Source organism: Mycobacterium seoulense (assembly GCF_010731595.1).
GTDB classification, from domain to species: domain Bacteria; phylum Actinomycetota; class Actinomycetes; order Mycobacteriales; family Mycobacteriaceae; genus Mycobacterium; species Mycobacterium seoulense.
Map to the genome: position 1 here is coordinate 295,891 of NZ_AP022582.1, position 22,921 is coordinate 318,811.

Below are 22,921 nucleotides of genomic sequence, written 5' to 3' on the forward strand. Positions count from 1 at the left end.
CGCCCGTCTTAATACAGCGCCCGCACGGTGTCGATGGTGTCGGCCTCGGCCGGGCTCTTGTCGTCCCGGTAGCGCAGCACGCGGGCGAACCGCAGCGCCACGCCGCCGGGGTAGCGCGAGGACTTCTGGACGCCGTCCAGCGCCACCTCGACCACCTGCTCGGGCCGCAGCCGCACGACGTAACCCTCCGTCCCGCCGACGGCGAGTTCGCGAAACCGCGCGGTCTGCCAGTCCAGCATGGCGTCGGTCATGCCCTTGAAAGTCTTTCCCACCATGACGAATTCGCCGGTCGCCGCGTCGCGCGCCCCGAGGTGGATGTTGGAGAGCTTGCCGCTTCGGCGCCCCGATCCCCATTCCACCGCGAGCACCACCAGGTCGAGCGTGTGCACCGGCTTGACCTTCAGCCACCCCGCCCCGCGGCGGCCCGCCTGATATGGCGCCTCCGGCGCCTTGGCCAGCACGCCTTCGTGGCCGGCGGCCAGCGTCGCGTCGAGGAATCCGGCCGCCTCGGCCGCGTCCGAGGTGAGCAACCGATCGACCCGCTGCGCGGCCGGCACCAGCGCGTCCAGGGCGGCCAGCCGCTCGGCGGTCGGTGCGTCGAGCAGGTCGGCGCCGTCGCGGTGCAAGATGTCGAAGAAGAATACCGAAAGTGGTTGTGCGGCACGGGCCGCCGCGACGTCGACCGACCGGCCGAACCGCGACGCGGTGACCTGGAAGCGGTGCGGGCGGTTGTCGGGACGCAGGGCGATCGCCTCGCCGTCGGCGATGAGGTCGCGCACCGGCAGGGCCAGCGTCGCCTCCACCACCTCGGGCAGGCGGGCGGTGACGTCGTCAAGGCTTCGGGTTTAGACGGTGACCTCGTCACCGGCCCGGTGAATCTGCACCCGGGCGCCGTCCAGCTTGGCCTCGAAAATCGTTGCGCCGCCGTGGCGTTCCAGCGCGTCGGCCACCCCGGTCGCGGTCTGCGCCAGCATCGGGCCGACGGGCCGGCCCACCCGGAGGGCGAACGCGTCCAGCGCCCTGACCCCGCCGCCCAGGGCGGCGGCCGCCACGGCCGGCAGGTCCCCGCCCAGCATCGCGGCGCGCTGCACCGCGGCGACCGGGAGGTCGGCGGCCCTGGCCACCGCGTCGGCCATGATCCCGGCCAGCGCCCCCTGCCGCAGCTCACCGCCCAGCAACCGCAGCAGGAAGGTCTGCTCGGCGTCGGTCGCGGCGGCGAACAAGCCGGCGACCAACACGGCGCGCCGCGACTGCGACCCCTTGCCCGACACCGCCCCGATCTCCGAAAAGCGGGCGTCCACGCCGGCGACCGTCAGCGTCGGATGCGACGCGGGCGGCGGCCGCGACCGCAAAGACGCCCAGCCGACCCCGATCTGGCGTTGGGGTAGCTCACCCGAGAGCCAGGACACCACGATCGCGACACCGTCGGGGTCGGCCGCCGCGCGACGCAACAGGCCGGCGATGTGGTCGACCTTGCCCAGCCGTGACGAGGTGCCGCCCACGTCACGTGAGGTCGTCGCGACGTCGAGGAGGAGCACGAAATCAGCTTGGCATGGCTCTTGAACAAGGCGGGGTCAACCCTGAAGGACGGACACGCTAGCGTGCCTACGTAACGTTACAGTTTTCAGGGATTCTGACACGCCACTAAGGAGAGGTCCGGATGGAGATCAACGGGAAGAAGGCCGTCGTCATCGGCGGCGCGTCGGGGATGGGTCGTGCCTCCGCGGAGCTGCTGGCCGAACGCGGGGCGGACGTCGCGGTGCTCGACCGCGAGGGTTCCGACGGCAAGACCGTCGCCGAAGCGATCGGCGGCGCGTTCTATCCGGTGGACGTCACGGACTTCAAGGGTACCGAGGAGACGCTGCAGACCGCCGTGGACAAGCTGGGCGGCCTGCATGTCACGGTCACGACCGCCGGCGGCGGCATCGCCAAGCGGACGCTGACCAAGTCCGGTCCCCACGACCTCGAATCCTTCCAATCCGTGATCGACCTGAACCTGATCGCCACCTTCAACATCAGCCGGCTCGCCGCCGCCCACATGGCCAAGAACGAGCCCGAGGACGAAGAGCGTGGCGTCATCATCAACACCGCGTCGATCGCGGCCTTCGAAGGGCAGATCGGACAGGTCGCCTACACCGCGGCCAAGGCGGCGATCGCCGGCATGTGCCTGACCATGGCCCGCGACCTGGGCTCGATGGGCATCCGGGTGCTGGCCATCGCGCCGAGCCTCTTCCTGACCGGGATCACTTCGATGGTGCCCGACGAGATGGCGGCCGCCCTGACCAAGGACGCGGCCTTCCCGAAGCGGATGGGCCGGCCCATCGAATACGCCAAGCTGGTGGCGGCCATCGTGGACAACCCGATGCTCAACGGCCAATGCCTGCGCCTGGACGCCGGGCAGCGGTTCGCGCCGAAATAGCACCCCCACGGGCGGCCCTCCCCGCATTAAGTACACTCTTTAGGCAGCCGCCCCGCTTCCCCTCGAAGCGGGGCCGGCTACCCATCCGGTAGCGAGGAGGGCCCCTCATGGGTATCGCACTGACCGATGACCATCGCGAACTCGCCGAAGTCGCCCGCGGGTTCCTGACCTCGCAGAAGGCCCGCTGGGCGGCGCGGTCCCTGCTCGACGCCGCCGAGGAATCCCGGCCCCCGTTCTGGCAGAACCTGGTCGAGCTGGGCTGGCTCGGCCTGCACGTCGACGAGGAGCACGGCGGTTCAGGCTTCGGGCTGCCCGAACTCGTGGTGGTGGTCGAGGAGCTCGGCCGCGCCGTGGCGCCCGGGCCGTTCGTGCCGACCGTCATCGCGTCGGCGGCGATCGCCAAAGCCGGTACCCCCGAACAGAAGTCGCGACTGCTGCCCGGGTTGATCGACGGAACCGTCACCGCGGGCATCGGACTGGATGGACAGGTTCGACTCAAGGACGGGATCGCCGACGGTGACGCCGGGATCGTGCTGGGCGCCGGGCTGGCCGAGCTGCTGCTGGTCGCCGCGGGCGACGACGTGCTGCTACTGGAACGCGGTCGCGCCGGCGTATCGGTCGAGGTGCCGAACAACTTCGACCCCACGCGGCGCTCCGGACGGGTCCGCCTGGAAAACGTGAACGTCGGCGCCGGCGACGTCCTGGCCGGCGCGCGGGCATCGGTGCTGGCCCGCGCGCGGACCGTGCTCGCCGCCGAGGCGGTGGGCGGCGCAGCCGACTGCGTGGACGCCGCCGTGGACTATGCCAAAGTGCGCCAGCAATTCGGGCGCACGATCGCCACTTTCCAAGCGGTGAAGCATCATTGCGCGAACATGCTGGTGGCCGCGGAGTCCGGGGTCGCCGCGGTGTGGGACGCCTCGCGCGCGGCATCGGAGGACGAGGGCCAGTTTCAGCTGGCCGCCGCGGTGGCGGCGACCCTGGCGTTTCCGGCCTATGCGCGCAACGCCGAACTCAACATTCAGGTCCACGGCGGCATCGGCTTCACCTGGGAACACGACGCGCATCTGCACCTGCGCCGCGCGCTGGTGATACAGGCACTGTTCGGCGGTGACGCGCCGGCCCGGGACATCTTCGAGCGCACCGCCGCCGGCGCCACGCGGGAGAACAGCCTGGACCTGCCGCCCGAGGCCGAAGAACTGCGCACCCGAATCCACGCCGACGCCGCCGCGATCGCGCAACTGGACAAAGAGGCGCAACGCGACAAGCTGATCGAGACGGGCTACGTCATGCCGCACTGGCCCAAGCCCTGGGGCCGCGCCGCCGACGCGGTGGAGCAGTTGGTGATCGAGGAGGAGTTCCGCGCGGCCGGCATCAAACGGCCCGACTACTCGATCACCGGATGGGTGATCCTGACCCTGATCCAGCACGGAACCGATTGGCAGATCGAAAGATTCGTGGAGAAGGCGCTTCGTCAAGAAGAGATCTGGTGCCAGCTTTTCTCCGAACCCGAGGCCGGCTCCGACGCGGCGTCGGTCAAGACCCGCGCCACCCGGGTCGACGGCGGCTGGAAGATCAACGGGCAGAAGGTCTGGACCAGCGGGGCCCAGTACTGCGCGCGTGGCCTGGCCACCGTGCGCACCGACCCCGAAGCGCCCAAGCACGCCGGCATCACCACCGTGATCATCGACATGAAGGGCCCGGGCGTAGAGGTGCGGCCCTTGCGGCAGATCACCGGCGGCTCGGAATTCAACGAGGTGTTCTTCAACGACGTGTTCGTTCCCGACGAGGACGTCGTCGGGGCGCCCAACTCGGGGTGGACGGTCGCCCGCGCCACGCTGGGCAACGAGCGGGTCAGCATCGGCGGCAGCGGATCGTTCTACGAGGGCCTGGCGTCCACCCTGGTGCAGCTCGCCCGGCAGTCGGATCGCTTGGCCGGGGCGCCGATTCGGATCGGGTCCTTCCTCGCCGACGACCACGCGCTGCGGCTGCTGAACCTGCGCCGCGCCGCGCGCAGCGTCGAGGGAGCGGGCCCGGGTCCGGAAGGCAACATCACCAAGCTGAAGCTGGCCGAACACATGGTGGACGGCGCCGCGATCTGGGCGGCGCTGGTGGGCCCGGAGGTCGCGCTGATGGACGGGCCCGGCGCGGTGGTGGGCCGGCTGGCCATGGGGGCCCGCGGCATGGCGATCGCCGGCGGCACCTCGGAGGTCACCCGCAACCAGATCGCCGAGCGGATCCTCGGCATGCCGCGCGACCCGCTGATCAACTGATTCCCCGTGAGCGTGCGTGTTTGCTCAACGACACGCCGTGTAGCCGAGCAATCCGCGCACGCTCGGCACTTGGGGCGTCAGGCGGGTGCGAACAGCGGCGCCCCGCCACTGCCCTTCTCGGGCTGCAGCTCGACGGGCATGCCGCATTTGACCGAATCGGGTTCGCAGCCAACGATATTGGCGGCCACCCGCAGGCCTTCTTGTTCGGCGAGTTCGACGATGGCGATCACGTAGGGGACGGGGATCTCCGGGTTATACGGGTGGTGATTGACCGTGTAGGTGAACACCGTGGCGCGCCCGGAGACCGGCCGGGCGACCAGCGGGCCGCCGCAGGCGCGGCATCGGCCCGTCGCCGGATGCACCCAGCGCGCACAATCGTCGCAGTATTCGATGAGCAGCGGCTCGTCCGACACGACGAATACAGTACACTCAATTGATTCGACGCATGACGGGCGGTGTGCATGACGCATTTCGAGAAGGACGCGATCCTGTCCGGCATCGGCATCTCGCGGATCGGCCGTCGGACCGGCATCGCGGGCCTGGACCTGACCATGGAAGCGGTGCGGGCCGCCATCGACGACGCCGGGTTGGTCGCCGCCGACATCGACGGCATCGCGACGCTGGGCGACACCCCCGCCGCGGACGTCAACGCCCAACTGGGGATCGAGGCGGCGGATTGCGGATCCGGCTTCGGCACCGGCGGCTTGCTCAGCCCGGTCATGTCGGCGTGCCGCGCGGTCGCCGAGCGCCGCGCCCGCCATGTGGTGGTGTACCGGACCATCCAGATGCTCGGGGGCACGGTCCCGGTGAAGCCGCAGGACGACGCGCCGGCGCCGCCGCTCGCGCGGATGTTCGAGACGCCCGAGGGCGCCGAACGTCCGGCCGTCGGCGCCATGGACGACGTCAACGACCTGGTGGCGGCCAACGCCTACTCCGCCGCGAACTGGCTGGCGCTCAACTGCCGGCGCCACATGGAGCTGTACGGGACCACGAAGCAGCAGCTGGGCTGGGTCGCCCTCAACGGCAGGCGCAATGCCGCGTTGAATCCGCGCGCCGTGTACCGCGACCCGATGACGATGGCCGACTACCTGAGCGCGCGGCCGGTGTCCACCCCGTTCGGGCTGCTGGACTGCGATGTCCCGATCGACGGCTCGATCGCGGTGGTGGTCTCGCATGCGGAGTACGCGCGTGATTGCCCGCACCGCGCGGTGGCGGTGGAGGCGATCGGCGGGGCCGACGGCGCCGGGGGCTGGTTCCACCGTGTCGACTACCCGAAGATGGCGATGTCGGACGCGGCGGCGCAGATGTGGTCGCGCACCGACCTGAAGCCGTCCGACCTCAAGCTCGCCGAGCTCTACGACGGGTTCACCTATCTCACCCTCGCGTGGCTGGAAGCCCTGGGGATCTGCGGCGACGGCGAGGCCGGGCCGTTCGTCGAGGGCGGCGCGCGGATCGCCCGCGACGGCGCGCTTCCCCTGAACACCTACGGCGGCCAACTGTCGGCCGGGCGCATGCACGGCTACTGGGCGCTGCACGAGGGATGTCTGCAGTTGCGCGGGGAGGCGGAGGAGCGGCAGGTCTCGCAGCGCCCGGACGTCGGCGTCGTCTCCGTGGGGGGTGGGCCCGTGGCCGGCTGCATGTTGCTCACATGCTGAAAGCGCCTGCCCGGAAACATCGTTGGGGCTGACGTGAGCGCCGGCCTCGAGAACAAGCTGGCTGCCAAGGTCGCGAGGGATCTCGAGGCGGAGATCGTGCGCCGCGGCTGGGCCATCGGTGAATCGCTGGGTTCCGAACACGCCCTGCAGGAGCGCTTCGGGGTGAGCCGTTCGGTGCTGCGCGAAGCCGTCCGGCTCGTCGAACACCACCAGGTCGCCCGGATGCGCCGCGGTCCGGGCGGGGGGCTGATCATCTGCGAGCCCGACGCCGGCCCCGCGGCCCGCGCCGTCGTCATCTATCTCGAACACCTCGGTACGACCCTGGGCGACCTGCTCAATGCGCGCCTGGTGCTCGAGCCGTTGGCGGCGTCGCTGGCCGCCGAACGGATCGACGAAGCGGGCATCGCCCGGCTGCGGGCGGTGTTGTGGGGCGAGCAACAGTGGAGACCCGGGTTACCGACGCCGCGCGACGAATTCCACATCGCCCTGGCGGAACAATCCAAAAACCCCGTGCTGCAACTGTTTATCGACGTCCTGATGCGGCTCACCACCCGATACGCCCTGCAGTCGCGGACGGACACGGACACCGAGGCCATCGAGGCGCTCGACCGGATGCACATCGACCACTCCGAGATCGTCGCGGCCGTCACTTCCGGCGACTCCGCCCGGGCCAAGACGCTCAGCGAAAGACACATCGAGGCCGTGACCGCCTGGCTGCAGCACCATCACCCCGGCACCGCGAGCTGGCGACGCAAGCCGCGGCGGCTCACCACCGAGGTTCCCCGCGGCAAGCTGGCGGAGATGCTGGCCGCCACGATCGGTGACGACATCGCGGCCGCCGGCTGGCAGGTCGGTGCTGTCTTCGGCACCGAGGCGGCCCTGCTGGAGCGCTACCGGGTGAGCCGCGCCGTGTTCCGCGAAGCGGTACGGCTGCTCGAATACCACTCGATCGCGCACATGCGCCGCGGGCCCGGCGGGGGGCTCGTCATCGCCCGGCCCCAGGCGCAGGCCAGCATCGACACCATCGCCCTGTATTTGCAGTACCGCGACCCGAACCGCGAAGACTTGCGTTGCGTCCGGGAGGCGATCGAGATCGACAACGTCGCCAAGGTGGTCAAGCGGCGCGGCGAGTCGGAGGTGGCCGCTTTCCTGGCCGCCCACCGGTCCGAGGTCTCCGAAACGTCCGATGATCTGAGCGACGCCGCCGTGGAGGAGTTCCGGTTCCACGTCGGACTGGCGCAGCTGGCCGGCAACACGCTGCTCGACTTGTTCCTGCGCATCATCGTCGAGTTGTTCCGGCGGCATTGGTCGACCTCCGGTCAGGCGGCGCCCACCTGGGCGGACGTCCTTGCCGTCCACCACGCTCACCTGCGAATCGTGGACGCGATCGAGGTGGGCGACGACAGCCTGGCCCGCTATCGCGTACGGCGTCACTTGGACGCCGCCGCCTCTTGGTGGTTGTGACAAATACTGAGTCGCAGATGTGATCTGCAGCGCGGTATAGCGAAGGCCCGTCGGGGGTACTGGGGAGGGAGAAGCAAGACGGCCGGTCCAGCAGGGGGTTGGCGTTAGTGACCGAAAGCGAGAGTGCTGGAGTGACCGCGGGCACAGAGATCGGGAAGCTGGGCTTCGTCCACTCCGCACTCATCTACCAATCCCAGCAAGAGTATTTGGATTTCGTGGGCCGCTTCGTCAGCGAGGGCTTGGCGATGGGTGAGGCGGTACTCGTCGCGGTGCCGTCCGACAAAATGGCGTTGCTGCACGACGCGCTGAGCGCGGGCGGTGCGGCGTCGGACGATCTGCGCTTGGTGGACATCACGGAGGTCGCCCGCAACCCGAGCCGGCTGATGGCGATGGAGGGAGCGTTCGTCGACGAACACCCCGACCGGCGCGTGCGGATCGTCAGTCAACTCGCCTGGCCCGGGCGCACCGAAGAGGAACTGGTCGCCTGCGTGGAGCACGAGGCACTGGTGAACGGGGCCATGGACGGCTACCAGGTCACCGGGTTGTGCCTCTACGACGGGAGCCGGCTCGACGACGACGTCCTGGCGGACGCCCGCAGCACCCACCCCTTGTTGTGGAGCGGCGGCGCACTCCGACGCAGCGCCGACTACGCGCCGGATGCCGCCTTGCAGCGCTGCAACCGGCCGCTGCCCGCTAATCCGGGCGCCGTGACCTACGTGGTGAGGAAGTCGGCGGACTTGAGCCCCGCGCGGTCCTTCGCCGTCGACTACGCGGGCTGGATCGGGTTGTCCCAGGACGGGATCGAGGACTTGCAGCTGGTGGCCACCGAGCTGGCCAGCAACAGCCTGATGTACACCGAGGGCGCGTGCCAACTCGCCTTCTGGCGGGACGACGACTATCTGGTGTGCGAGGCGCGCGACACCGGATGCTTCGAGGATCCGCTGGTCGGCCGACTGGACCCGGGGCCGTGCGGCCCCGCCAGCCGGGGGCTATACCTGGTCAACGCCATCTCGGACCTGGTGCGCACCCACACCACCACCAGCGGCACGACAATTCAGGCGTATCTCCGGTTCGAGCCGTCGGCCGGCCCCACGGGCTGAACGCCGAGCAACCCCCGGGAACCGTCCCCCCACGCCGCGGTCCCGAGGGGTCGCTCGTCGCAATCAGCTAGATGCAGATACCAAGCGCGCTGACCACACAACCGCCGCCGGCGGCCCCGCCGCCGACGAGCCCGCCGCTCCCGGCTGCCGATGAAGCACATCCTGTCGGTACCACTAACACCGTGACCAGGCCCGCGGCCGCTGCGGCAGCTTTGAGGGTTTTCATGGTGCGCTTCGCCTTCATGATGAGCCTTCTTTCATCATCCTTCGAGGGGGTAATTGCACAGCCGTTGAAGAGCGGTGCTCCCGCCCCATACCCGCTGATGCACATGAGTAAACCAAAATTTTCGACTAATTTCGAGACGGGTTGGCGCGTTATGCCGTTGCGGCGAAAGTTGCACGTCAGGGCGTTAACCGGCTAGTGTCGTCCCTCGTGCGTCTTCTCGATCGAGCAGTAGTAGCCAGCACCCGCAGCGGGGTCTGACCCAGACCGACCCCCCGCTGTGGGTCGGAAAGCTACCTGCCGTCGGTCACCACTTCGACCGAAGAAGACCGGCACATGACTCTTCTTGAGACTCTTCCCACGACCCTTCCCGAGCGGCTCGATCCGCCCGACCACCCGGACAGCGAGTGCCCGGCCACGGTGTGGTTCGCGCAGAAGTTCGGCGCCCCACTGCCCCGCGGCCTGCGGGAGCAGGCCGGCGCGATGTCGCGGGCGCGTTTCGTCGCGACCTACGGTCCCGCGGCCGGCCCGATCCGCTTACGCAACTGGGAGTGCACCGATGACGATCGGCGGCTGGGGCCGCAGGCCCGCAACTTTCGGGCCATGATCGCCGTCGGCGAGCGCATCAGCACGTCAACCGCGGCCGCCGGCGGGCCGATCGCCGCGCTCAGCGCCATGCTGCACGATCGCGGGATCCCGCTGGAGATCCTGAAGTTTCATCAGCTGCGATCCGGGGGGGACACCGCCACGTTCGTCCGTGGAAGCAACGGGGCCCGCGAGGAGTGGGCGATGGGCTGGTCGGACGATCCGACGCAGTCGGCGCTGCGCGCGGTGATCGCCTGCGCCAACCGGCTTCTCGCCTGAGGCGCTGGCCCTACAGCGGGCGCAGCACGATCGGCATGCCGTCCATCGGTATCGGCATGCCGCCGTAGTCCAAGTGCGGCTGATAGCCCGGCCGGGCCAGCTCCAGCCGGTAGCGGCGCAGCAGCCGATGCACGACGGTCTTGACCTCGAGCTGCCCGAACACCATGCCGATGCACTTGTGCGCGCCGCCGCCGAACGGCGCGAAGGCGTATCGGTGCTTCTTGTGCTCGGAGCGCGGCTCGGCGAAGCGTTCGGGATCGAATTTGTCCGGGTCCGTCCACAATTCGGGCAGCCGGTGGTTCATGCCGGGCCAGATGGTGATGTTGGTCCCGGCCGGGATGTAGTGGCCGAGCAGCTCCGTGTCGCGAACGGCCTGCCGCATGTTGAACGGCAGCGGCGTCACCATGCGCAGCGACTCGTTCATGATCAATTCGAGCGTTTCCAGCTTCTCCAGCGCCTCGATGTCCAGCGGGCCGTCGCCGAGCCGGGCCGACTCCTCCCGCGCGCGCTCCTGCCACTCCGGGTTTGCCGCCATGTTGTAGACCATCGTGGTGGTCGTCGACGTCGACGTGTCGTGGGCGGCCATCATCAAGAAGATCATGTGGTTGACGATGTCTTCGTCGGTGAAGCTGTTGCCGTCGTCGTCCTCGGTGTGGCACAACACCGTGAGCATGTCGTTGCCGGTGGCGTTGCGGCGCTCCTTGACCCGGTCCGCGAAGTAGTCCTCGAGCAGCTTGCGGGCCCGCAGCCCGCGCCACCACTTGAACGGCGGAAGCGGCTGGCGAATGATCGCGCCGCCGGCGCGGGTCGTGATCGTGAACGCCTGGTTGACCTTGGTGACCAGGTCGTGGTCGGTGCCCGGCTCGTGTCCCATGAACACCAGGGAGGCGATGTCCAAGGTGAGTTCCTTCATCGCCGGGTGGAACAGGAACCGGGCGTCGTTCGTCGGCCAGTTGGCGACGATCTCGCTCGCGACCCGGTCGATGTGCTCGACGTAGCCCGTCAGCCGGGTGCGGGTGAATGCCTCCTGCATGATGCGCCGGTGGTACATGTGCTCGTCGAAGTCCAGCATCATCAGGCCGCGGTTGAAGAACGGCCCGATCACCGGGTGCCACCCCTTCTGCGAGAAGTCCTTGTTCTTGTTCGAGAACACGGCCTGGGTGGCATCCGGCCCCAGCGCGGTGACCGCCGGCATGATCGGCGAGTCGAGGTAGTGCAGGGGGCCGCGGGTGCGATAGAGATGCAGCGCGTAGTCCGGCCCGCCCCTGAACATCTCGATGATGTGGCCGAGGATCGGGAGCCCGGCATCGCCCACCACGGGTTTGAGCCCGCTTCCGGCGGGCGGTTCGGCTAAGACCTTGGTTTCCCAGTCGTGGGCGAGCAGGCGCCTTTCGACCGCACCCATCCCCGGGATCGTGTTCAGCGTCGGCGTGAACCGGCGCCGCGCCTGGTCCAGCAGGTACTGCGGGGTGCTGATCGTGGCGGTCATAGACGCTCCTTTGCGTGCCCTCCGAGGTGACAGCCGTCACTGTCCTATAACCTTCGGAAAAAACTTGACGGCTGTCAAGTTTGCTTTTCGGGCGGCGTGGTGCAAGGTCAGGGAATGAGCAGCCACCCCGCCACCCCCGAGCCCGGCGGGCAACGGCGCGGCGACAAACAGCGCCAGGCGATCCTGCAGGCGGTGCGGGAACTGCTGCAGGAGAAGCCATTCGCGGAGCTGTCGGTCAGCACCATCAGCTTGCGGGCCGGGGTGGCCCGGTCCGGCTTCTACTTCTACTTCGACTCCAAATACGCCGTACTGGCCCAGCTCATGGCCGAGGCCGCCCAGGAGCTCGAGGAGCTCACGCAGGATTTCGCACCGCGCCAGCCCGGCGAGTCGCCGGAGCAGTTCGCCAAACGCATGGTCGGCAGCGCGGCCGCCGTGTACGCGCACAACGATCCCGTGATGACCGCGTGCAACGAGGCCCGCAACACCGACGTCGAGATCCGCAATCTCATGGACCAACAATTCGAGGTGGTGCTGGGCCAGATCGTCTCCATCGTCGAGGCCGAGATGAAGGCCGGGACGGCCAGCCCGATCAGCGACGACCTGCCGACGCTGATCCGCACCCTCGCCGGCACCACCGCGCTGATGCTGACCGGCGACCCGATCCTGGCCGGCCGTGACAGCGATCGCGATCGCCGCGTTCGCGTGCTGGAGCGACTGTGGCTGCACGCGCTGTGGAGCGGGCGTCCCTAGGGCGAGGCGTTACCGCCGGTATCGTCACGGCAATGGGGCAGCAGGGATATTTCGCAGGCAAACGGTGTCTGGTCACCGGGGCGGCCAGCGGCATCGGCCGCGCCACCGCGTTGCGGTTGGCCGCCCAGGGCGCCGAGCTCTTTCTCACCGATCGCGACCGGGACGGCCTCGAGCTGACCGTGGCCGACGCCCGCGCGCTGGGGGCGCGGGTGTCCGAGCATCGGGCTCTCGACATCGCGAGCTATGAGCAGGTGGCGGGGTTCGCCGCCCACATCCATCGCAGCCATCCGAGCATGGACGTGGTGCTCAACATCGCCGGAGTGTCCGCCTGGGGGACCGTCGACCGGCTGACGCACGAGCAGTGGAGCAAGATGATCGCGATCAACCTGATGGGGCCGATCCACGTCATCGAAACGTTCGTCCCGGCGATGGTGGCGGCCCGCAACGGCGGGCACCTGGTCAATGTGTCGTCGGCGGCCGGGCTGGTCGCGCTCCCGTGGCACGCCGCCTACAGCGCCAGCAAGTACGGCTTGCGCGGCCTGTCGGAGGTGCTGCGCTTCGACCTGGCCCGGCACCACATCGGGGTCTCGGTCGTCGTGCCGGGCGCGGTGAACACCCCGCTGGTCCAGACGGTCGAAATCGCCGGCGTGGACCGCGAAGACCCCAAGGTCGCCCGCTGGGTGAACCGCTTCAGCGGTCACGCCGTCTCGCCGGAGAGGGCGGCCGACAAGATCCTGGCGGGGGTGGCCAAGAACCGCTACCTGATCTACACCTCGCCGGACATCCGGGCGCTGTACGCCTTCAAGCGGCTGGCCTGGTGGCCCTACAGCGTGGCGATGCGTCAGGTCAATGTGGTGTTCACCCGGGCGTTGCGGCCCGCGCCAGCGCCGCTAGTCTCCCATGACCAGTTCGAGACGCACCCCCAGCAGCCGGACCGGGCGGTCGAGTTCGAATAGGTCCAGGATGCGCAGCGCCGCGGCGACGATGGTGTCGCGATCTGTGGTGTGCGCTTCCAGCTTGCGGATCTTGGTGCGGGTGTAGAACGTCGCGGTCCGCACGGTGACCGCGACCCGGGTCACGATGCGGTCCGACGCGAGCACGTCGGCCAGCGCCTGCTCAGCCAATCGCGTGATGGCCGAATCCATTTCGGCGCGATCGGTGAGGTCGCGCGGGAAGGTGACGACGTGGCTCCGCGAGCGCGGGATCCACGGCTCGGCGCTGACGCCGGTGTCGCCACCGCCCTTGGCCAGCAGCAGCAGCCACAGCCCGGTGCGCGGGCCGAACGCCGACGTCAGCAGCTCCGCGTCGCTGTGCGCGAGCTCCCACACCGTCGTGATCCCAAGGGCAGCGAGCTTTTTCGCGGTCTTGGGTCCGACACCCCACAGCGCATCGACGGGACGGTCCGCCATCAGTGTCATCCAGTTCGCGTCGGTGAGCGCGAAGACGCCCGCCGGTTTGGCGAAGCCGGTCGCGACCTTCGCGCGCTGCTTGTTGTCGCTGATGCCGACCGAACAGGACAGCCCGGTTTCCGACGAGATGACCGCCCGGATCTCGTCGGCCACTTCGGTCGGGTCGGAGTCCGTCACCCCGACATATGCCTCGTCCCAGCCCCATACCTCGACCTGGTGTCCCAGGTCGCGCAGCAACGCCATCACTTCTTCGGAGGCCGCGTCGTAGGCGGCCGCGTCCGACGGCAGAAACGTCGCCTCGGGGCAGCGGCGCGCCGCCGCCCGCAACGGCATGCCGGCGCACACCCCGAATTCGCGGGCCTCGTAGGAGGCGCAGGTGACAACCTTGCGCGGTTCGGACGGATCGCCGTTTCCGCCGACGATCACCGGCAGCCCGGCCAACTCGGGATGGCGGCGCAACTCCACCGACGCCAGAAACTGATCGAGGTCGACGTGCAGTACCCAGCTCGGCGTCGGCGCGGCCATGTGGCCATCACCGCCCACAAAGCTTGCGCGCCAAGCTTTCCCATGCGTCACCCAGCGTCTGCACAGTGTGGCCGCCTTCGGCGAGTTGATGCTCGATGTAGTCCACGTCCAGCAGCGCCAGCAACGCATCGGTCTGCACATCGAGGTCGCCGGTGGATTGGGCCGTCCTCAGCAGGACCCGCACGTGGGTGCGTTGCACCATGGCAGGCGCATTGTGCCGGTTCTGCGGATCACGGTTGGCGGCCGACAGCAGTTCGTGGTGGGTGTGGACGAACCGGATGCGCTCGCGGCCGAAGGCGACCAGGCGATCCGTCGGGGGCGCGCCGGGGCCCAGGGGCGGCGGCCCGAACAGAAACGCTTGCTGGCTTGCTTGCTCGTCTTCGTCGAGCAACACCAGCATCAGGCCGGCTCTGCTGCCGAAGCGGCGGAACAGCGTGCCCTTGCCGACCCCGGCGGCAGCGGCGATGTCGTCCATGGTGATGGCCTCGGCGCCGCGCTCGGCGACCAGGTTTCGGGCAGCCTGGAGCAAGAGCGCGCGGTTGCGCGCCGCGTCGCCCCGCTCTTGACGAACCACCAGCGGAGCGCACACGGGCAACCCGCCCGGCCGTTCGCTCATGACTGCACTTTAACGCCGCCGGAATAAAGCGGACTATAGTCCGGTTGCGTCGTGGGAGGATGTAGTCCAACACCGAAGGGAACGGAATATTGGCAGAGATCAAGATCTTGGCGTTGGTGGGCAGTCTGCGCACGGCGTCGATCAACCGTCAGATCGCCGAATTGGCGGCGGCTGTCGCGCCTGAGGGTGTCAGCGTCACGATTTTCGAGGGGCTGAACGACGTGCCTTTCTACAACGAGGAGATCGACGAAGCCATGAACGGCGACGCCCCGCTGCTGGCCCCGGTGGCCGCCCTGCGCGCCGCGGCGGCGGACGCGGACGCCGCGCTCGTCGTCACGCCGGAATACAACGGCAGCATCCCGGCCGTCATCAAGAACGCGATCGACTGGTTGTCCCGCCCGTTCGGTGACGGCGCGCTCAAGGGCAAGCCGCTGGCGGTGATCGGCGGAGGCTTTGGGCGCTACGGCGGGGTGTGGGCACACGACGAGACCCGCAAGTCGTTCGGGATCGCCGGCGCCCGGGTGGTCGACTCCATCAAGTTGTCGGTCCCGTTCACCACCCTGGAGGGCAAGGCCCCGGCCGAGCACGCCGAGCTGACGGCGAACGTGCGCGACGTAGTCGGGAAGCTGGGCGCCGAAATCGGCTGATTGGCGGAAGTCGACAAGCCCGCGCCGGGCAACCAGCAAGGTTTCGACACCCGAATAGCAGAAGCCGCCAGCTCGCGCTGGCGGCTTTGCTGGTCGCGGACCCGGCCGCCGGAAAGGGTCGACGGCGGGGGGACTTGTCGGTGACCGGTGATACAACGATTCGCATGGACGGCTTCGTCGAAGAATGTGACCTGCGACACGCCGGGCGCGTGTCGTCCGAAGGGCTTACGACCAGCGAATTTCAGAAATGTTATTCCGAACATGTTGTATCTGGTCATCTTGTCGGCCACTAGGTGTAGTGTTTCGAGCACCGGCAGATCCCAGGTTCACCAGCCCGACCGGGGCCTGGTTCACCACCCGAAATCGGCTCGATGGGTCATTCGTCCCCGACGGCCGAACGACGGGAATGTGGGAGCTTGGCGGGCCGCTGGAACACAGCGAAGACGTAGTACCGAGTAGTTGCCAGTCCGTAACAAGTCCCACCTTCCGCAAAGGAGCGGCTTCCATGAGCATCACCGTGTACACCAAGCCGGCATGCGTGCAGTGCAGCGCCACGTTCAAAGCCCTGGACAAGCAGGGCATCGGCTACGAGAAGGTCGACATCACGCTGGACAACGAGGCGCGCGACTACGTGATGGCGCTGGGGTACCTGCAGGCGCCCGTGGTGGTGGCGGAGAACGAGCACTGGTCGGGGTTCCGGCCGGACCGCATCAAGGCGCTCGCGGAATCGGCGCTCAGCGCCTGAGTGGTTAGCGGCGGACGTTAGGTAAGAAGGAGGTTGCGGTGCAGTCGCGCAACCCAAGCTGGATTAGTGGCGACCCGCTTCGCCCGGCTCCGCCGCGCTTGCGATCGCCACTGGTGTATTTCTCCTCCGTGTCGGAGAACACCCACCGCTTCGTGCAGAAGCTGGGCGTTCCCGCCACGCGGATACCGCTGCACGGCCGCATCGAGGTCGACGAGCCGTACGTGCTGATCGTGCCCACGTACGGCGGTGGCCGGGCCACCCCGGACGTCAATGCCGGTGGCTACGTCCCCAAGCAGGTCATCGCATTCCTGAACGACGAGCACAACCGGTCGTTGATCCGCGGCGTCATCGCCGCGGGCAACAACAACTTCGGTGCCGAATTCGCCTACGCGGGCAACGTGATCTCCCGCAAATGCGGCGTTCCGTACCTTTATCGCTTCGAACTGATGGGAACCCCGGACGACGTGGAAGCCGTCCGCGCGGGCTTGGAAGATTTCTGGAAGGAACAGACGTGCCACCAACCGTCACTGCAGAGCCTGTAACGTCCGGCGCGCACGCGTTGCCCGGTGAGACGGACTATCACGCGCTGAACGCGATGCTGAACCTGTACGACGCCGACGGCAGGATTCAGTTCGACAAGGACGTGCTGGCGGCGCGCCAATACTTCCTGCAGCACGTCAACCAGAACACGGTCTTCTTCCACAACCAGGACGAGAAGCTCGACTACCTGATCCGCGAGAACTACTACGAGCGTGAGGTTCTCGACCAGTACTCGCGCAACTTCGTCAAGGAGCTGCTGGACCGCGCATACGCCAAGAAGTTCCGGTTCCCGACCTTCCTCGGCGCGTTCAAGTACTACACCTCCTACACGCTGAAGACGTTCGACGGTAAGCGTTACCTGGAGCGCTTCGAGGACCGCGTGGTCATGGTGGCGCTGACCCTGGCCGCCGGCGACACCGGACTGGCCGAGAAGCTCGTCGACGAGATCATCGACGGCCGCTTCCAGCCGGCCACCCCGACGTTCCTGAACTCGGGCAAAAAGCAGCGCGGCGAACCGGTGAGCTGCTTTTTGCTGCGCATCGAGGACAACATGGAGTCGATCGGGCGGTCGATCAATTCCGCCCTGCAGCTGTCCAAGCGCGGCGGGGGAGTTGCGTTGCTGCTGACCAACATTCGCGAGCACGGCGCGCCGATCAAGAACATCGAGAACCAGTCCTCGGGCGTCATCCCGATCATGAAGCTCCTGGAGGATTCGTTCTCCTACGCCAACCAGTTGGGCGCGCGCCAGGGCGCCGGCGCGGTGTACCTGCACGCGCATCACCCCGACATCTACCGCTTCCTGGACACCAAGCGCGAGAACGCCGACGAGAAGATCCGGATCAAGACGCTGAGCCTGGGCGTGGTGATTCCCGACATCACCTTCGAGCTGGCCAAGAAGAACGAGGACATGTACCTGTTCTCGCCGTACGACGTCGAGCGGGTCTACGGCCTGCCGTTCGCCGACATCTCGGTGACCGAGAAGTACTACGAGATGGTCGACGACGCGCGCATCCGCAAGACGAAGATCAAGGCGCGGGAGTTCTTCCAGACGCTGGCCGAGCTGCAGTTCGAGTCCGGCTATCCCTACATCATGTACGAGGACACGGTGAACCGGGCCAACCCGATCGAGGGCAAGATCACGCACTCGAACCTGTGCTCGGAGATCCTGCAGGTGTCCACGCCGTCGGAGTTCAACGACGACCTGTCGTATTCCAAGGTGGGCAAGGACATTTCGTGCAACCTCGGCTCGCTGAACATCGCCAAGGCCATGGACTCACCGGACTTCGCGCAGACGATCGAGGTGGCGATCCGCGCGCTGACCGCGGTGAGCGACCAGACCCACATCACGTCGGTGCCCTCAATCGAGCAGGGCAACAACGAATCCCACGCGATCGGCCTCGGGCAGATGAATCTGCACGGCTACCTCGCCCGGGAACGCATCTTCTACGGGTCCGAGGAAGGCATCGACTTCACCAACATCTACTTCTATACGGTGCTCTACCACGCGCTGCGGGCGTCGAACCGCATCGCCATCGAACGGGGCAGGGCGTTTGGCGGTTTCGAGCGGTCGAAGTACGCCTCGGGGGAGTTCTTCGACAAGTACATCGACCAGGTGTGGGAGCCGCAGACCGAGAAGGTGCGTCAGCTGTTCGCCGACGCGGACATCCGGATCCCCACCCAGGACGACTGGAAGCGACTGAAGGAATCGGTGCAGGAGTACGGCATCTACAACCAGAACCTGCAGGCCGTCCCGCCGACGGGGTCGATCTCCTACATCAACCACTCCACCAGTTCGATCCACCCGATCGCCAGCAAGGTCGAGATCCGCAAGGAAGGCAAGATCGGCCGCGTCTACTACCCGGCGCCCTACATGACCAACGACAACCTGGAGTACTTCCAGGACGCCTACGAGATCGGGTACGAAAAGGTCATCGACACCTACGCCGCGGCAACCCAGCACGTGGACCAGGGGCTGAGCCTGACGCTGTTCTTCAAGGACACCGCCACCACCCGCGACGTGAACAAGGCGCAGATCTACGCCTGGCGCAAGGGCATCAAGACGCTCTACTACATCCGGCTGCGGCAGATGGCATTGGAAGGAACAGAGGTCGAGGGCTGCGTGTCCTGCATGCTGTAGGCGGCGCGACATCTCGCCGAACGTGCGGCCACTGCGCATTCTGGCCCTGTTTTTCGCAGCCAGTGCACGCTGGGCGAAGCCGGGCCCGCTGCCGAGTAGCCAGTCTGCCCAGGTCAGCGGGTCTACGCGGTATGGTGCTTGATGTGGTGAGAATTCCGCGACCACCCCACCCCAGCGTGAAGCCGCCCGGGGCGAAGGTCGACGCGCGCAGCGAGCGTTGGCGCGAACACCGCAAGAAGGTGCGCGGCGAGATCGTGGATGCGGCGTTCCGCGCCATCGACCGACTGGGTCCCGAGCTGAGCGTGCGGGAGATCGCCGAGGAGGCCGGCACCGCCAAGCCCAAGATCTATCGGCATTTCCACGACAAGGCCGACCTGTTCCGGGCCATCGGGGAACGGCTGCGCGACATGCTGTGGGCGGCGATCTTCCCGTCGATCGACCTGAAAACCGACTCGGCCCGCGAGGTGATCCGTCGCGCCGTCGAGGAGTACGTGAACCTCGTCGACCAGCACCCCAACGTCCTGCGGGTCTTCATCCAGGGCCGCTCGGCGGCGAGCCCCCAGATTCTCAACGAGGGCCGTGGGATCACCCTGGCCGTGGCCGACATGTTCGACAACGAACTCCGCGAGATGGAGCTGGACCACGCGGCAATCGAACTGGCCGGGCACGCCGCGTTCGGCTCTGCCGCGTCGGCCACGGAGTGGTGGTTGGGCCCCGACGCGGACAGCCCGCGGCGCATGCCGCGCGAGCAATTCGTCGCCCACCTGACGACGATCATGATCGGGGTCATCGTCGGCACGGCTGAGGCGCTGGGCATCGTGTTGGACCCCGATCGGCCGGTGCACAGTGTGGTGCCCAGCAACCCGGCGGCGAGCTGAGGACTTTTGGCACGTTGACATCGTTACGGCGATCGTCGACACTCGTGCCATCCGATACCCTGGGTACTGGGTATTTGCGGGAGCCGACAGGAAGACCGATCTACCGTGACTGAAGCCATGACACACGTCGAGCCGACTCAGGCGGACGAGCCTGTGCACACCCGAGCCCTCATCATCGGTACCGGCTTCTCCGGCCTGGGAATGGCGATCAAGCTGCAGCAGCAGGGCGTGGACTTCGTCATCCTGGAGAAGTTCGACGACGTCGGCGGCACCTGGCGCGACAACAGCTACCCCGGCTGCGCCTGCGACATTCCGTCGCACCTGTACTCGTTCTCGTTCGAGCCCAAGCCCGACTGGAAAAACCCGTTCTCCTATCAGCCCGAGATCTGGGATTACCTCAAGGGAGTAACCGAGAAGTACGGGCTGCGGCGCTACATGGTGTTCAACTCGCTGGTGGATCGCGCTCACTGGGATGACGACGAGAATCGGTGGCACGTGTTCACCGCCGACGGCCGCGAGTACGTCGCCCAGTTTCTGATCTCCGGCGCGGGCGCGCTGCACATCCCGTCGTTTCCCGACATCGAGGGTCGCGACGAATTCGCCGGTCCCGCTTTCCATTCGGCGGAGTGGGACCACAGCGTCGATCTGACCGGCAAGCGGGTGGCGATCATCGGCACCGGCGCCAGCGCGATCCAGATCGTCCCGGAGATCGTCGGGCAGGTCGCCGAACTTCAGCTCTACCAACGCACCCCGCCGTGGGTGGTGCCGCGCTCCAACCCCGAGATTCCCGTGGCGCTGCGCCGGGCCATGGCGAACGTCCCGGGCCTGCGGGAGCTGGTGCGTCTCGCGCTCTATTGGGGACAAGAGGCGTTGGCCGTCGGCATGACCAAGCGGCCGAACGCGCTGAAGTTCATTGAGGCCTACTGCAAGTACAACATTCGCCGCTCGGTGAAGGACCGCGAGCTGCGCCGCAAGCTGACCCCGCACTACCGCATCGGGTGCAAGCGAATCCTGAACTCTTCCACGTATTACGGCGCGGTGGCGGACCCCAAGACCCAGTTGATCACCGAGGGCATCAGCCGAATCACGCGGGACGGGATCGTCACCGCCGACGGCCGCGAGCACAAGGTGGACGTGATCGTCTACGCCACCGGCTTCCACGTCACCGATTCCTACACCTACGTCCAGATCAAGGGGCGGCATGGGGAGGACCTGGTCGACCGCTGGAACCGCGAGGGCATCGGCGCTCATCGCGGCATAACCGTCGCCGACATGCCCAACCTGTTCTTCCTCCTGGGGCCGAACACCGGCCTGGGCCACAACTCGGTGGTGTTCATGATCGAGTCGCAGATTCGCTATGTCGCCAGTGCCATCAAGACCTGCGACAAGCTGGGCGCGCAGGCGCTGGCGCCCACGCGCGCCGCGCAGGACGCCTTCAACGACGAGTTGCAGCGCAGGCTGGGGCCGTCGGTGTGGAACAGCGGTGGCTGCGCCAGCTGGTATCTCGACGAGCACGGCAAGAACACCGTGCTGTGGGGCGGCTACACCTGGGAGTACTGGCGGGACACCCGCTCGGTCAAGCCGGAGGAGTACGAGTTCTTCGGCGCCGACTCACGTGCCGGCCGTCGCACGGCGGCCGTTGGGGGCTGAGCTTTTCGCGACCGAGCGAAGGTTCAGGCGCACGATGCGGTCCAGCACCCGGTCGGATACGACACGGCTGATCCGAAGCAAGATCGCAGCGTCGCGGCCGATGGTGTAGCGGGTTCGCGGACGGGACGCGGTCGCGGCCTTAACAATCACTTTGGCGGCGTGTTCGGCCGAGACGCCGTCCTCGCCGAACGACCGGGCTTGGGCCGTGACGGCTGCTGCGAGTGCGTCGTAGCGCGCGAGCTGGGCAGCGGTCATGTTGGCCATCAGTGCCTCCGCAGTCGCGATTCCCCGCTCGGCCATCTCGGTCTTGACCGCACCGGGTTCGACGACGACGACCTGGATCCCGAAATCGCTGACCTCTCGGCGCAGGGCGTCGCTGACCGCCTCGAGCGCGAACTTCGAGCCGGCATATGCGCCATAGGTCGGCAAGACCACCTTCCCGCCGACGGAACTTATGTTCACGACCGTGCCCGAGCTGAGCAGTAGGGCCGGCAAAAGCGCCTGAGTCATCGCGATGTGCCCGAACAGGTTGACCTCGAACTGCCTGCGCCACTGCTCAAGGGGCAGTGTCTCGACCGGGGCGTTGATCGCGATCCCGGCGTTGTTGATCAGCGCACGAAGAGGGCGATGCAGCGGATCATTCGCGACGCGGTCGGCGATCGCGGCCACGTCCGACTCGACGGTGATGTCGAGAATGTGCGGTTCGATGCGTTCGGCCCGCAGCGCGTCGGCGTCGGCGTCGCGGCGCACGCCGGCAAGCACGTGAAAACCGTTGCGGGCCAACTCCCTTGCGGTGGCGGCGCCCATGCCCGTAGAGGCGCCGGTCACGACGATCAGCTGGTTGCGGTGGATGGAATCCGGAGAAGTCATGACGGCCTCCAGGGCGACTTGAGTTGACGCTGTCATCTCAAACTAGCAGTTGAGTTGACGATGTCAACTGGAGCGCCGACATATGCTCGGCGGGTGACGACTCGTTCGGAGAGCGCGGCGGCCACTCGCCGTTCGCTGCTCGAGGCCGCGGAGGTCCTGCTCGACCTCGGCGGAGTCGAGGCCGTGACGCTGCGAGAGGTGGGCGCTCGCAGCGGCGTGTCGCGCTCGGCCGCGTACCGCCACTTCGCCGACAAGCAGTCGCTGCTCACCGTTCTCGCCGCGAACGCGCTCGGCGAATTGGGCGACGCTCTCGAGGTGTTGGCCGCCAGCGACGACCCGCCCGAGGTGTCATTGCGATCGGGTCTGCTTTCGCTGATCGCTCTCGGCCGCAGCCGGCCGCACCTGTATCGCCTGATGTTCACCCCGCCCCCGGGCGACCCCCCCGAGGCGGCGGTCCGGGCCGCCCAACGGACGCAGGACCTGTTTCTCGACATCGTGGGTCGCATCACCGGTCCCCGGCAGGCAAGGCGTTATGGGGCATTGCTTTTGACGACCGCCCACGGCATCACCGGTTTGGACCTGAGCGGCCACCTCGACCTGGACAAGTGGCACACCGACGCCGAGGAACTCGTGGACACGATCATCGCCCTGTTGCCAAAGGGGGAGTGAG

At 67.6% G+C, this 22,921-nt stretch carries 21 protein-coding genes and 1 pseudogene; 15 read left to right on the forward strand and 7 right to left on the reverse strand.

The window, feature by feature from the left end; genetic code table 11:
* Window positions 1–8: 8 nt before the first annotated feature.
* Window positions 9–1,538 (reverse strand): annotated as a pseudogene (locus G6N37_RS01445) (ATP-dependent DNA ligase).
* 122 nt (window positions 1,539–1,660) lie between these two features.
* On the opposite strand from G6N37_RS01445, the gene G6N37_RS01450 reads away from it, so the two are divergent.
* Complete coding sequence (locus tag G6N37_RS01450; protein ID WP_163674948.1) at window positions 1,661–2,419, forward strand: SDR family NAD(P)-dependent oxidoreductase; 759 nt, start codon at window positions 1,661–1,663, stop codon at window positions 2,417–2,419.
* A 107-nt stretch (window positions 2,420–2,526) separates the two neighbouring features.
* Window positions 2,527–4,689: an acyl-CoA dehydrogenase gene (locus tag G6N37_RS01455; RefSeq protein ID WP_163674951.1), complete on the forward strand. Its 2,163-nt coding sequence runs from the start codon at window positions 2,527–2,529 to the stop codon at window positions 4,687–4,689.
* A gap of 77 nt (window positions 4,690–4,766) precedes the next feature.
* Here G6N37_RS01455 and G6N37_RS01460 read toward each other — a convergent pair whose 3' ends face one another.
* Window positions 4,767–5,102 carry a Zn-ribbon domain-containing OB-fold protein gene (locus tag G6N37_RS01460; RefSeq protein ID WP_163674955.1) on the reverse strand — a complete coding sequence of 112 codons (336 nt, stop codon included), beginning with the start codon at window positions 5,100–5,102 and terminating at the stop codon, window positions 4,767–4,769.
* A gap of 48 nt (window positions 5,103–5,150) precedes the next feature.
* On the opposite strand from G6N37_RS01460, the gene G6N37_RS01465 reads away from it, so the two are divergent.
* The 3 genes from G6N37_RS01465 to G6N37_RS01475 all read left to right on the forward strand — a co-directional run bounded on the left by G6N37_RS01465 (window position 5,151) and on the right by G6N37_RS01475 (window position 8,908).
* Window positions 5,151–6,344: a thiolase family protein gene (locus G6N37_RS01465; RefSeq protein ID WP_163674957.1), complete on the forward strand. Its 1,194-nt coding sequence runs from the start codon at window positions 5,151–5,153 to the stop codon at window positions 6,342–6,344.
* Window positions 6,345–6,377: 33 nt separating this feature from the next.
* Entirely contained in the window at window positions 6,378–7,808 is a 1,431-nt protein-coding gene (locus tag G6N37_RS01470) for a FadR/GntR family transcriptional regulator (protein ID WP_174813776.1), read from the forward strand.
* A 107-nt stretch (window positions 7,809–7,915) separates the two neighbouring features.
* Window positions 7,916–8,908: a sensor histidine kinase gene (locus G6N37_RS01475; RefSeq protein ID WP_163674961.1), complete on the forward strand. Its 993-nt coding sequence runs from the start codon at window positions 7,916–7,918 to the stop codon at window positions 8,906–8,908.
* Window positions 8,909–8,975: 67 nt separating this feature from the next.
* Here the strand turns inward: G6N37_RS01475 and G6N37_RS26100 are convergent, their stop codons facing one another.
* Window positions 8,976–9,152, reverse strand: a complete 177-nt coding sequence (locus tag G6N37_RS26100) for a hypothetical protein (protein ID WP_232075236.1) — start codon at window positions 9,150–9,152, stop codon at window positions 8,976–8,978.
* 315 nt (window positions 9,153–9,467) lie between these two features.
* On the opposite strand from G6N37_RS26100, the gene G6N37_RS01480 reads away from it, so the two are divergent.
* On the forward strand, window positions 9,468–9,995 hold the full coding sequence (locus G6N37_RS01480; RefSeq protein ID WP_232075238.1) for a 2-isopropylmalate synthase: 528 nt from the start codon (window positions 9,468–9,470) through the stop codon (window positions 9,993–9,995).
* Window positions 9,996–10,005: 10 nt separating this feature from the next.
* Here the strand turns inward: G6N37_RS01480 and G6N37_RS01485 are convergent, their stop codons facing one another.
* Window positions 10,006–11,484 carry a cytochrome P450 gene (locus G6N37_RS01485; RefSeq protein WP_163674964.1) on the reverse strand — a complete coding sequence of 493 codons (1,479 nt, stop codon included), beginning with the start codon at window positions 11,482–11,484 and terminating at the stop codon, window positions 10,006–10,008.
* A 114-nt stretch (window positions 11,485–11,598) separates the two neighbouring features.
* Here G6N37_RS01485 and G6N37_RS01490 point away from each other — a divergent pair, with 114 nt between their 5' ends.
* Entirely contained in the window at window positions 11,599–12,234 is a 636-nt protein-coding gene (locus G6N37_RS01490) for a TetR/AcrR family transcriptional regulator (protein WP_163674967.1), read from the forward strand.
* 32 nt (window positions 12,235–12,266) lie between these two features.
* Window positions 12,267–13,190 (forward strand): SDR family oxidoreductase, encoded by a 924-nt coding sequence (locus tag G6N37_RS01495; protein WP_163674970.1) that lies wholly within the window; start codon window positions 12,267–12,269, stop codon window positions 13,188–13,190.
* On the opposite strand, the gene G6N37_RS01500 is transcribed toward G6N37_RS01495, so the two are convergent.
* A complete protein-coding gene (locus G6N37_RS01500) occupies window positions 13,125–14,168 on the reverse strand; it encodes a DNA polymerase IV (RefSeq protein WP_163674973.1) in 1,044 nt (347 codons plus the stop codon). The two genes, G6N37_RS01495 and G6N37_RS01500, sit on opposite strands and share 66 nt — an antisense overlap.
* 7 nt (window positions 14,169–14,175) lie before the next feature.
* Window positions 14,176–14,784, reverse strand: a complete 609-nt coding sequence (locus G6N37_RS01505) for a TetR/AcrR family transcriptional regulator (RefSeq protein WP_163674975.1) — start codon at window positions 14,782–14,784, stop codon at window positions 14,176–14,178.
* Between the two features lie 89 nt (window positions 14,785–14,873).
* Between G6N37_RS01505 and G6N37_RS01510 the strand changes: the two genes are divergently transcribed.
* From G6N37_RS01510 to G6N37_RS01535, 6 genes are all read left to right on the forward strand, one after another.
* Window positions 14,874–15,431: an NAD(P)H-dependent oxidoreductase gene (locus G6N37_RS01510; protein WP_276066509.1), complete on the forward strand. Its 558-nt coding sequence runs from the start codon at window positions 14,874–14,876 to the stop codon at window positions 15,429–15,431.
* 505 nt (window positions 15,432–15,936) lie between these two features.
* A complete protein-coding gene (gene nrdH, locus G6N37_RS01515) occupies window positions 15,937–16,176 on the forward strand; it encodes a glutaredoxin-like protein NrdH (RefSeq protein WP_163674978.1) in 240 nt (79 codons plus the stop codon).
* A gap of 98 nt (window positions 16,177–16,274) precedes the next feature.
* On the forward strand, window positions 16,275–16,718 hold the full coding sequence (gene nrdI / locus G6N37_RS01520; RefSeq protein WP_163684437.1) for a class Ib ribonucleoside-diphosphate reductase assembly flavoprotein NrdI: 444 nt from the start codon (window positions 16,275–16,277) through the stop codon (window positions 16,716–16,718).
* On the forward strand, window positions 16,688–18,853 hold the full coding sequence (gene nrdE, locus G6N37_RS01525; protein ID WP_163674981.1) for a class 1b ribonucleoside-diphosphate reductase subunit alpha: 2,166 nt from the start codon (window positions 16,688–16,690) through the stop codon (window positions 18,851–18,853). The genes nrdI and nrdE overlap by 31 nt, the downstream gene beginning before the upstream one ends.
* Before the next feature lie 143 nt (window positions 18,854–18,996).
* A complete protein-coding gene (locus G6N37_RS01530) occupies window positions 18,997–19,731 on the forward strand; it encodes a TetR/AcrR family transcriptional regulator (protein ID WP_163674984.1) in 735 nt (244 codons plus the stop codon).
* A 117-nt stretch (window positions 19,732–19,848) separates the two neighbouring features.
* Window positions 19,849–21,381, forward strand: a complete 1,533-nt coding sequence (locus tag G6N37_RS01535; protein WP_163674987.1) for a flavin-containing monooxygenase — start codon at window positions 19,849–19,851, stop codon at window positions 21,379–21,381.
* Here G6N37_RS01535 and G6N37_RS01540 read toward each other — a convergent pair.
* On the reverse strand, window positions 21,343–22,287 hold the full coding sequence (locus G6N37_RS01540; RefSeq protein ID WP_308205488.1) for an SDR family NAD(P)-dependent oxidoreductase: 945 nt from the start codon (window positions 22,285–22,287) through the stop codon (window positions 21,343–21,345). The two genes, G6N37_RS01535 and G6N37_RS01540, sit on opposite strands and share 39 nt — an antisense overlap.
* Before the next feature lie 57 nt (window positions 22,288–22,344).
* On the opposite strand from G6N37_RS01540, the gene G6N37_RS01545 reads away from it, so the two are divergent.
* Window positions 22,345–22,920: a TetR/AcrR family transcriptional regulator gene (locus G6N37_RS01545; RefSeq protein ID WP_163674993.1), complete on the forward strand. Its 576-nt coding sequence runs from the start codon at window positions 22,345–22,347 to the stop codon at window positions 22,918–22,920.
* The last annotated feature ends 1 nt before the right edge of the window (window position 22,921 follow it).

Excerpts from the sequence above, each read along its gene's own strand:
- G6N37_RS01495 (WP_163674970.1), top strand. The coding sequence starts at position 12,267 with ATGGGGCAGCAGGGATATTTCGCAGGCAAACGGTGTCTGGTCACCGGG.
- G6N37_RS01490 (WP_163674967.1), top strand. The coding sequence starts at position 11,599 with ATGAGCAGCCACCCCGCCACCCCCGAGCCCGGCGGGCAACGGCGCGGC.
- G6N37_RS01465 (WP_163674957.1), top strand. The coding sequence starts at position 5,151 with ATGACGCATTTCGAGAAGGACGCGATCCTGTCCGGCATCGGCATCTCG.
- G6N37_RS01500 (WP_163674973.1), bottom strand. The coding sequence starts at position 14,168 with ATGGCCGCGCCGACGCCGAGCTGGGTACTGCACGTCGACCTCGATCAG.
- G6N37_RS01505 (WP_163674975.1), bottom strand. The coding sequence starts at position 14,784 with ATGAGCGAACGGCCGGGCGGGTTGCCCGTGTGCGCTCCGCTGGTGGTT.
- G6N37_RS01480 (WP_232075238.1), top strand. The coding sequence starts at position 9,468 with ATGACTCTTCTTGAGACTCTTCCCACGACCCTTCCCGAGCGGCTCGAT.
- G6N37_RS26100 (WP_232075236.1), bottom strand. The coding sequence starts at position 9,152 with ATGAAGGCGAAGCGCACCATGAAAACCCTCAAAGCTGCCGCAGCGGCC.
- G6N37_RS01485 (WP_163674964.1), bottom strand. The coding sequence starts at position 11,484 with ATGACCGCCACGATCAGCACCCCGCAGTACCTGCTGGACCAGGCGCGG.
- G6N37_RS01455 (WP_163674951.1), top strand. The coding sequence starts at position 2,527 with ATGGGTATCGCACTGACCGATGACCATCGCGAACTCGCCGAAGTCGCC.
- G6N37_RS01535 (WP_163674987.1), top strand. The coding sequence starts at position 19,849 with ATGACACACGTCGAGCCGACTCAGGCGGACGAGCCTGTGCACACCCGA.
- G6N37_RS01450 (WP_163674948.1), top strand. The coding sequence starts at position 1,661 with ATGGAGATCAACGGGAAGAAGGCCGTCGTCATCGGCGGCGCGTCGGGG.
- G6N37_RS01540 (WP_308205488.1), bottom strand. The coding sequence starts at position 22,287 with ATGACAGCGTCAACTCAAGTCGCCCTGGAGGCCGTCATGACTTCTCCG.
- nrdH (WP_163674978.1), top strand. The coding sequence starts at position 15,937 with ATGAGCATCACCGTGTACACCAAGCCGGCATGCGTGCAGTGCAGCGCC.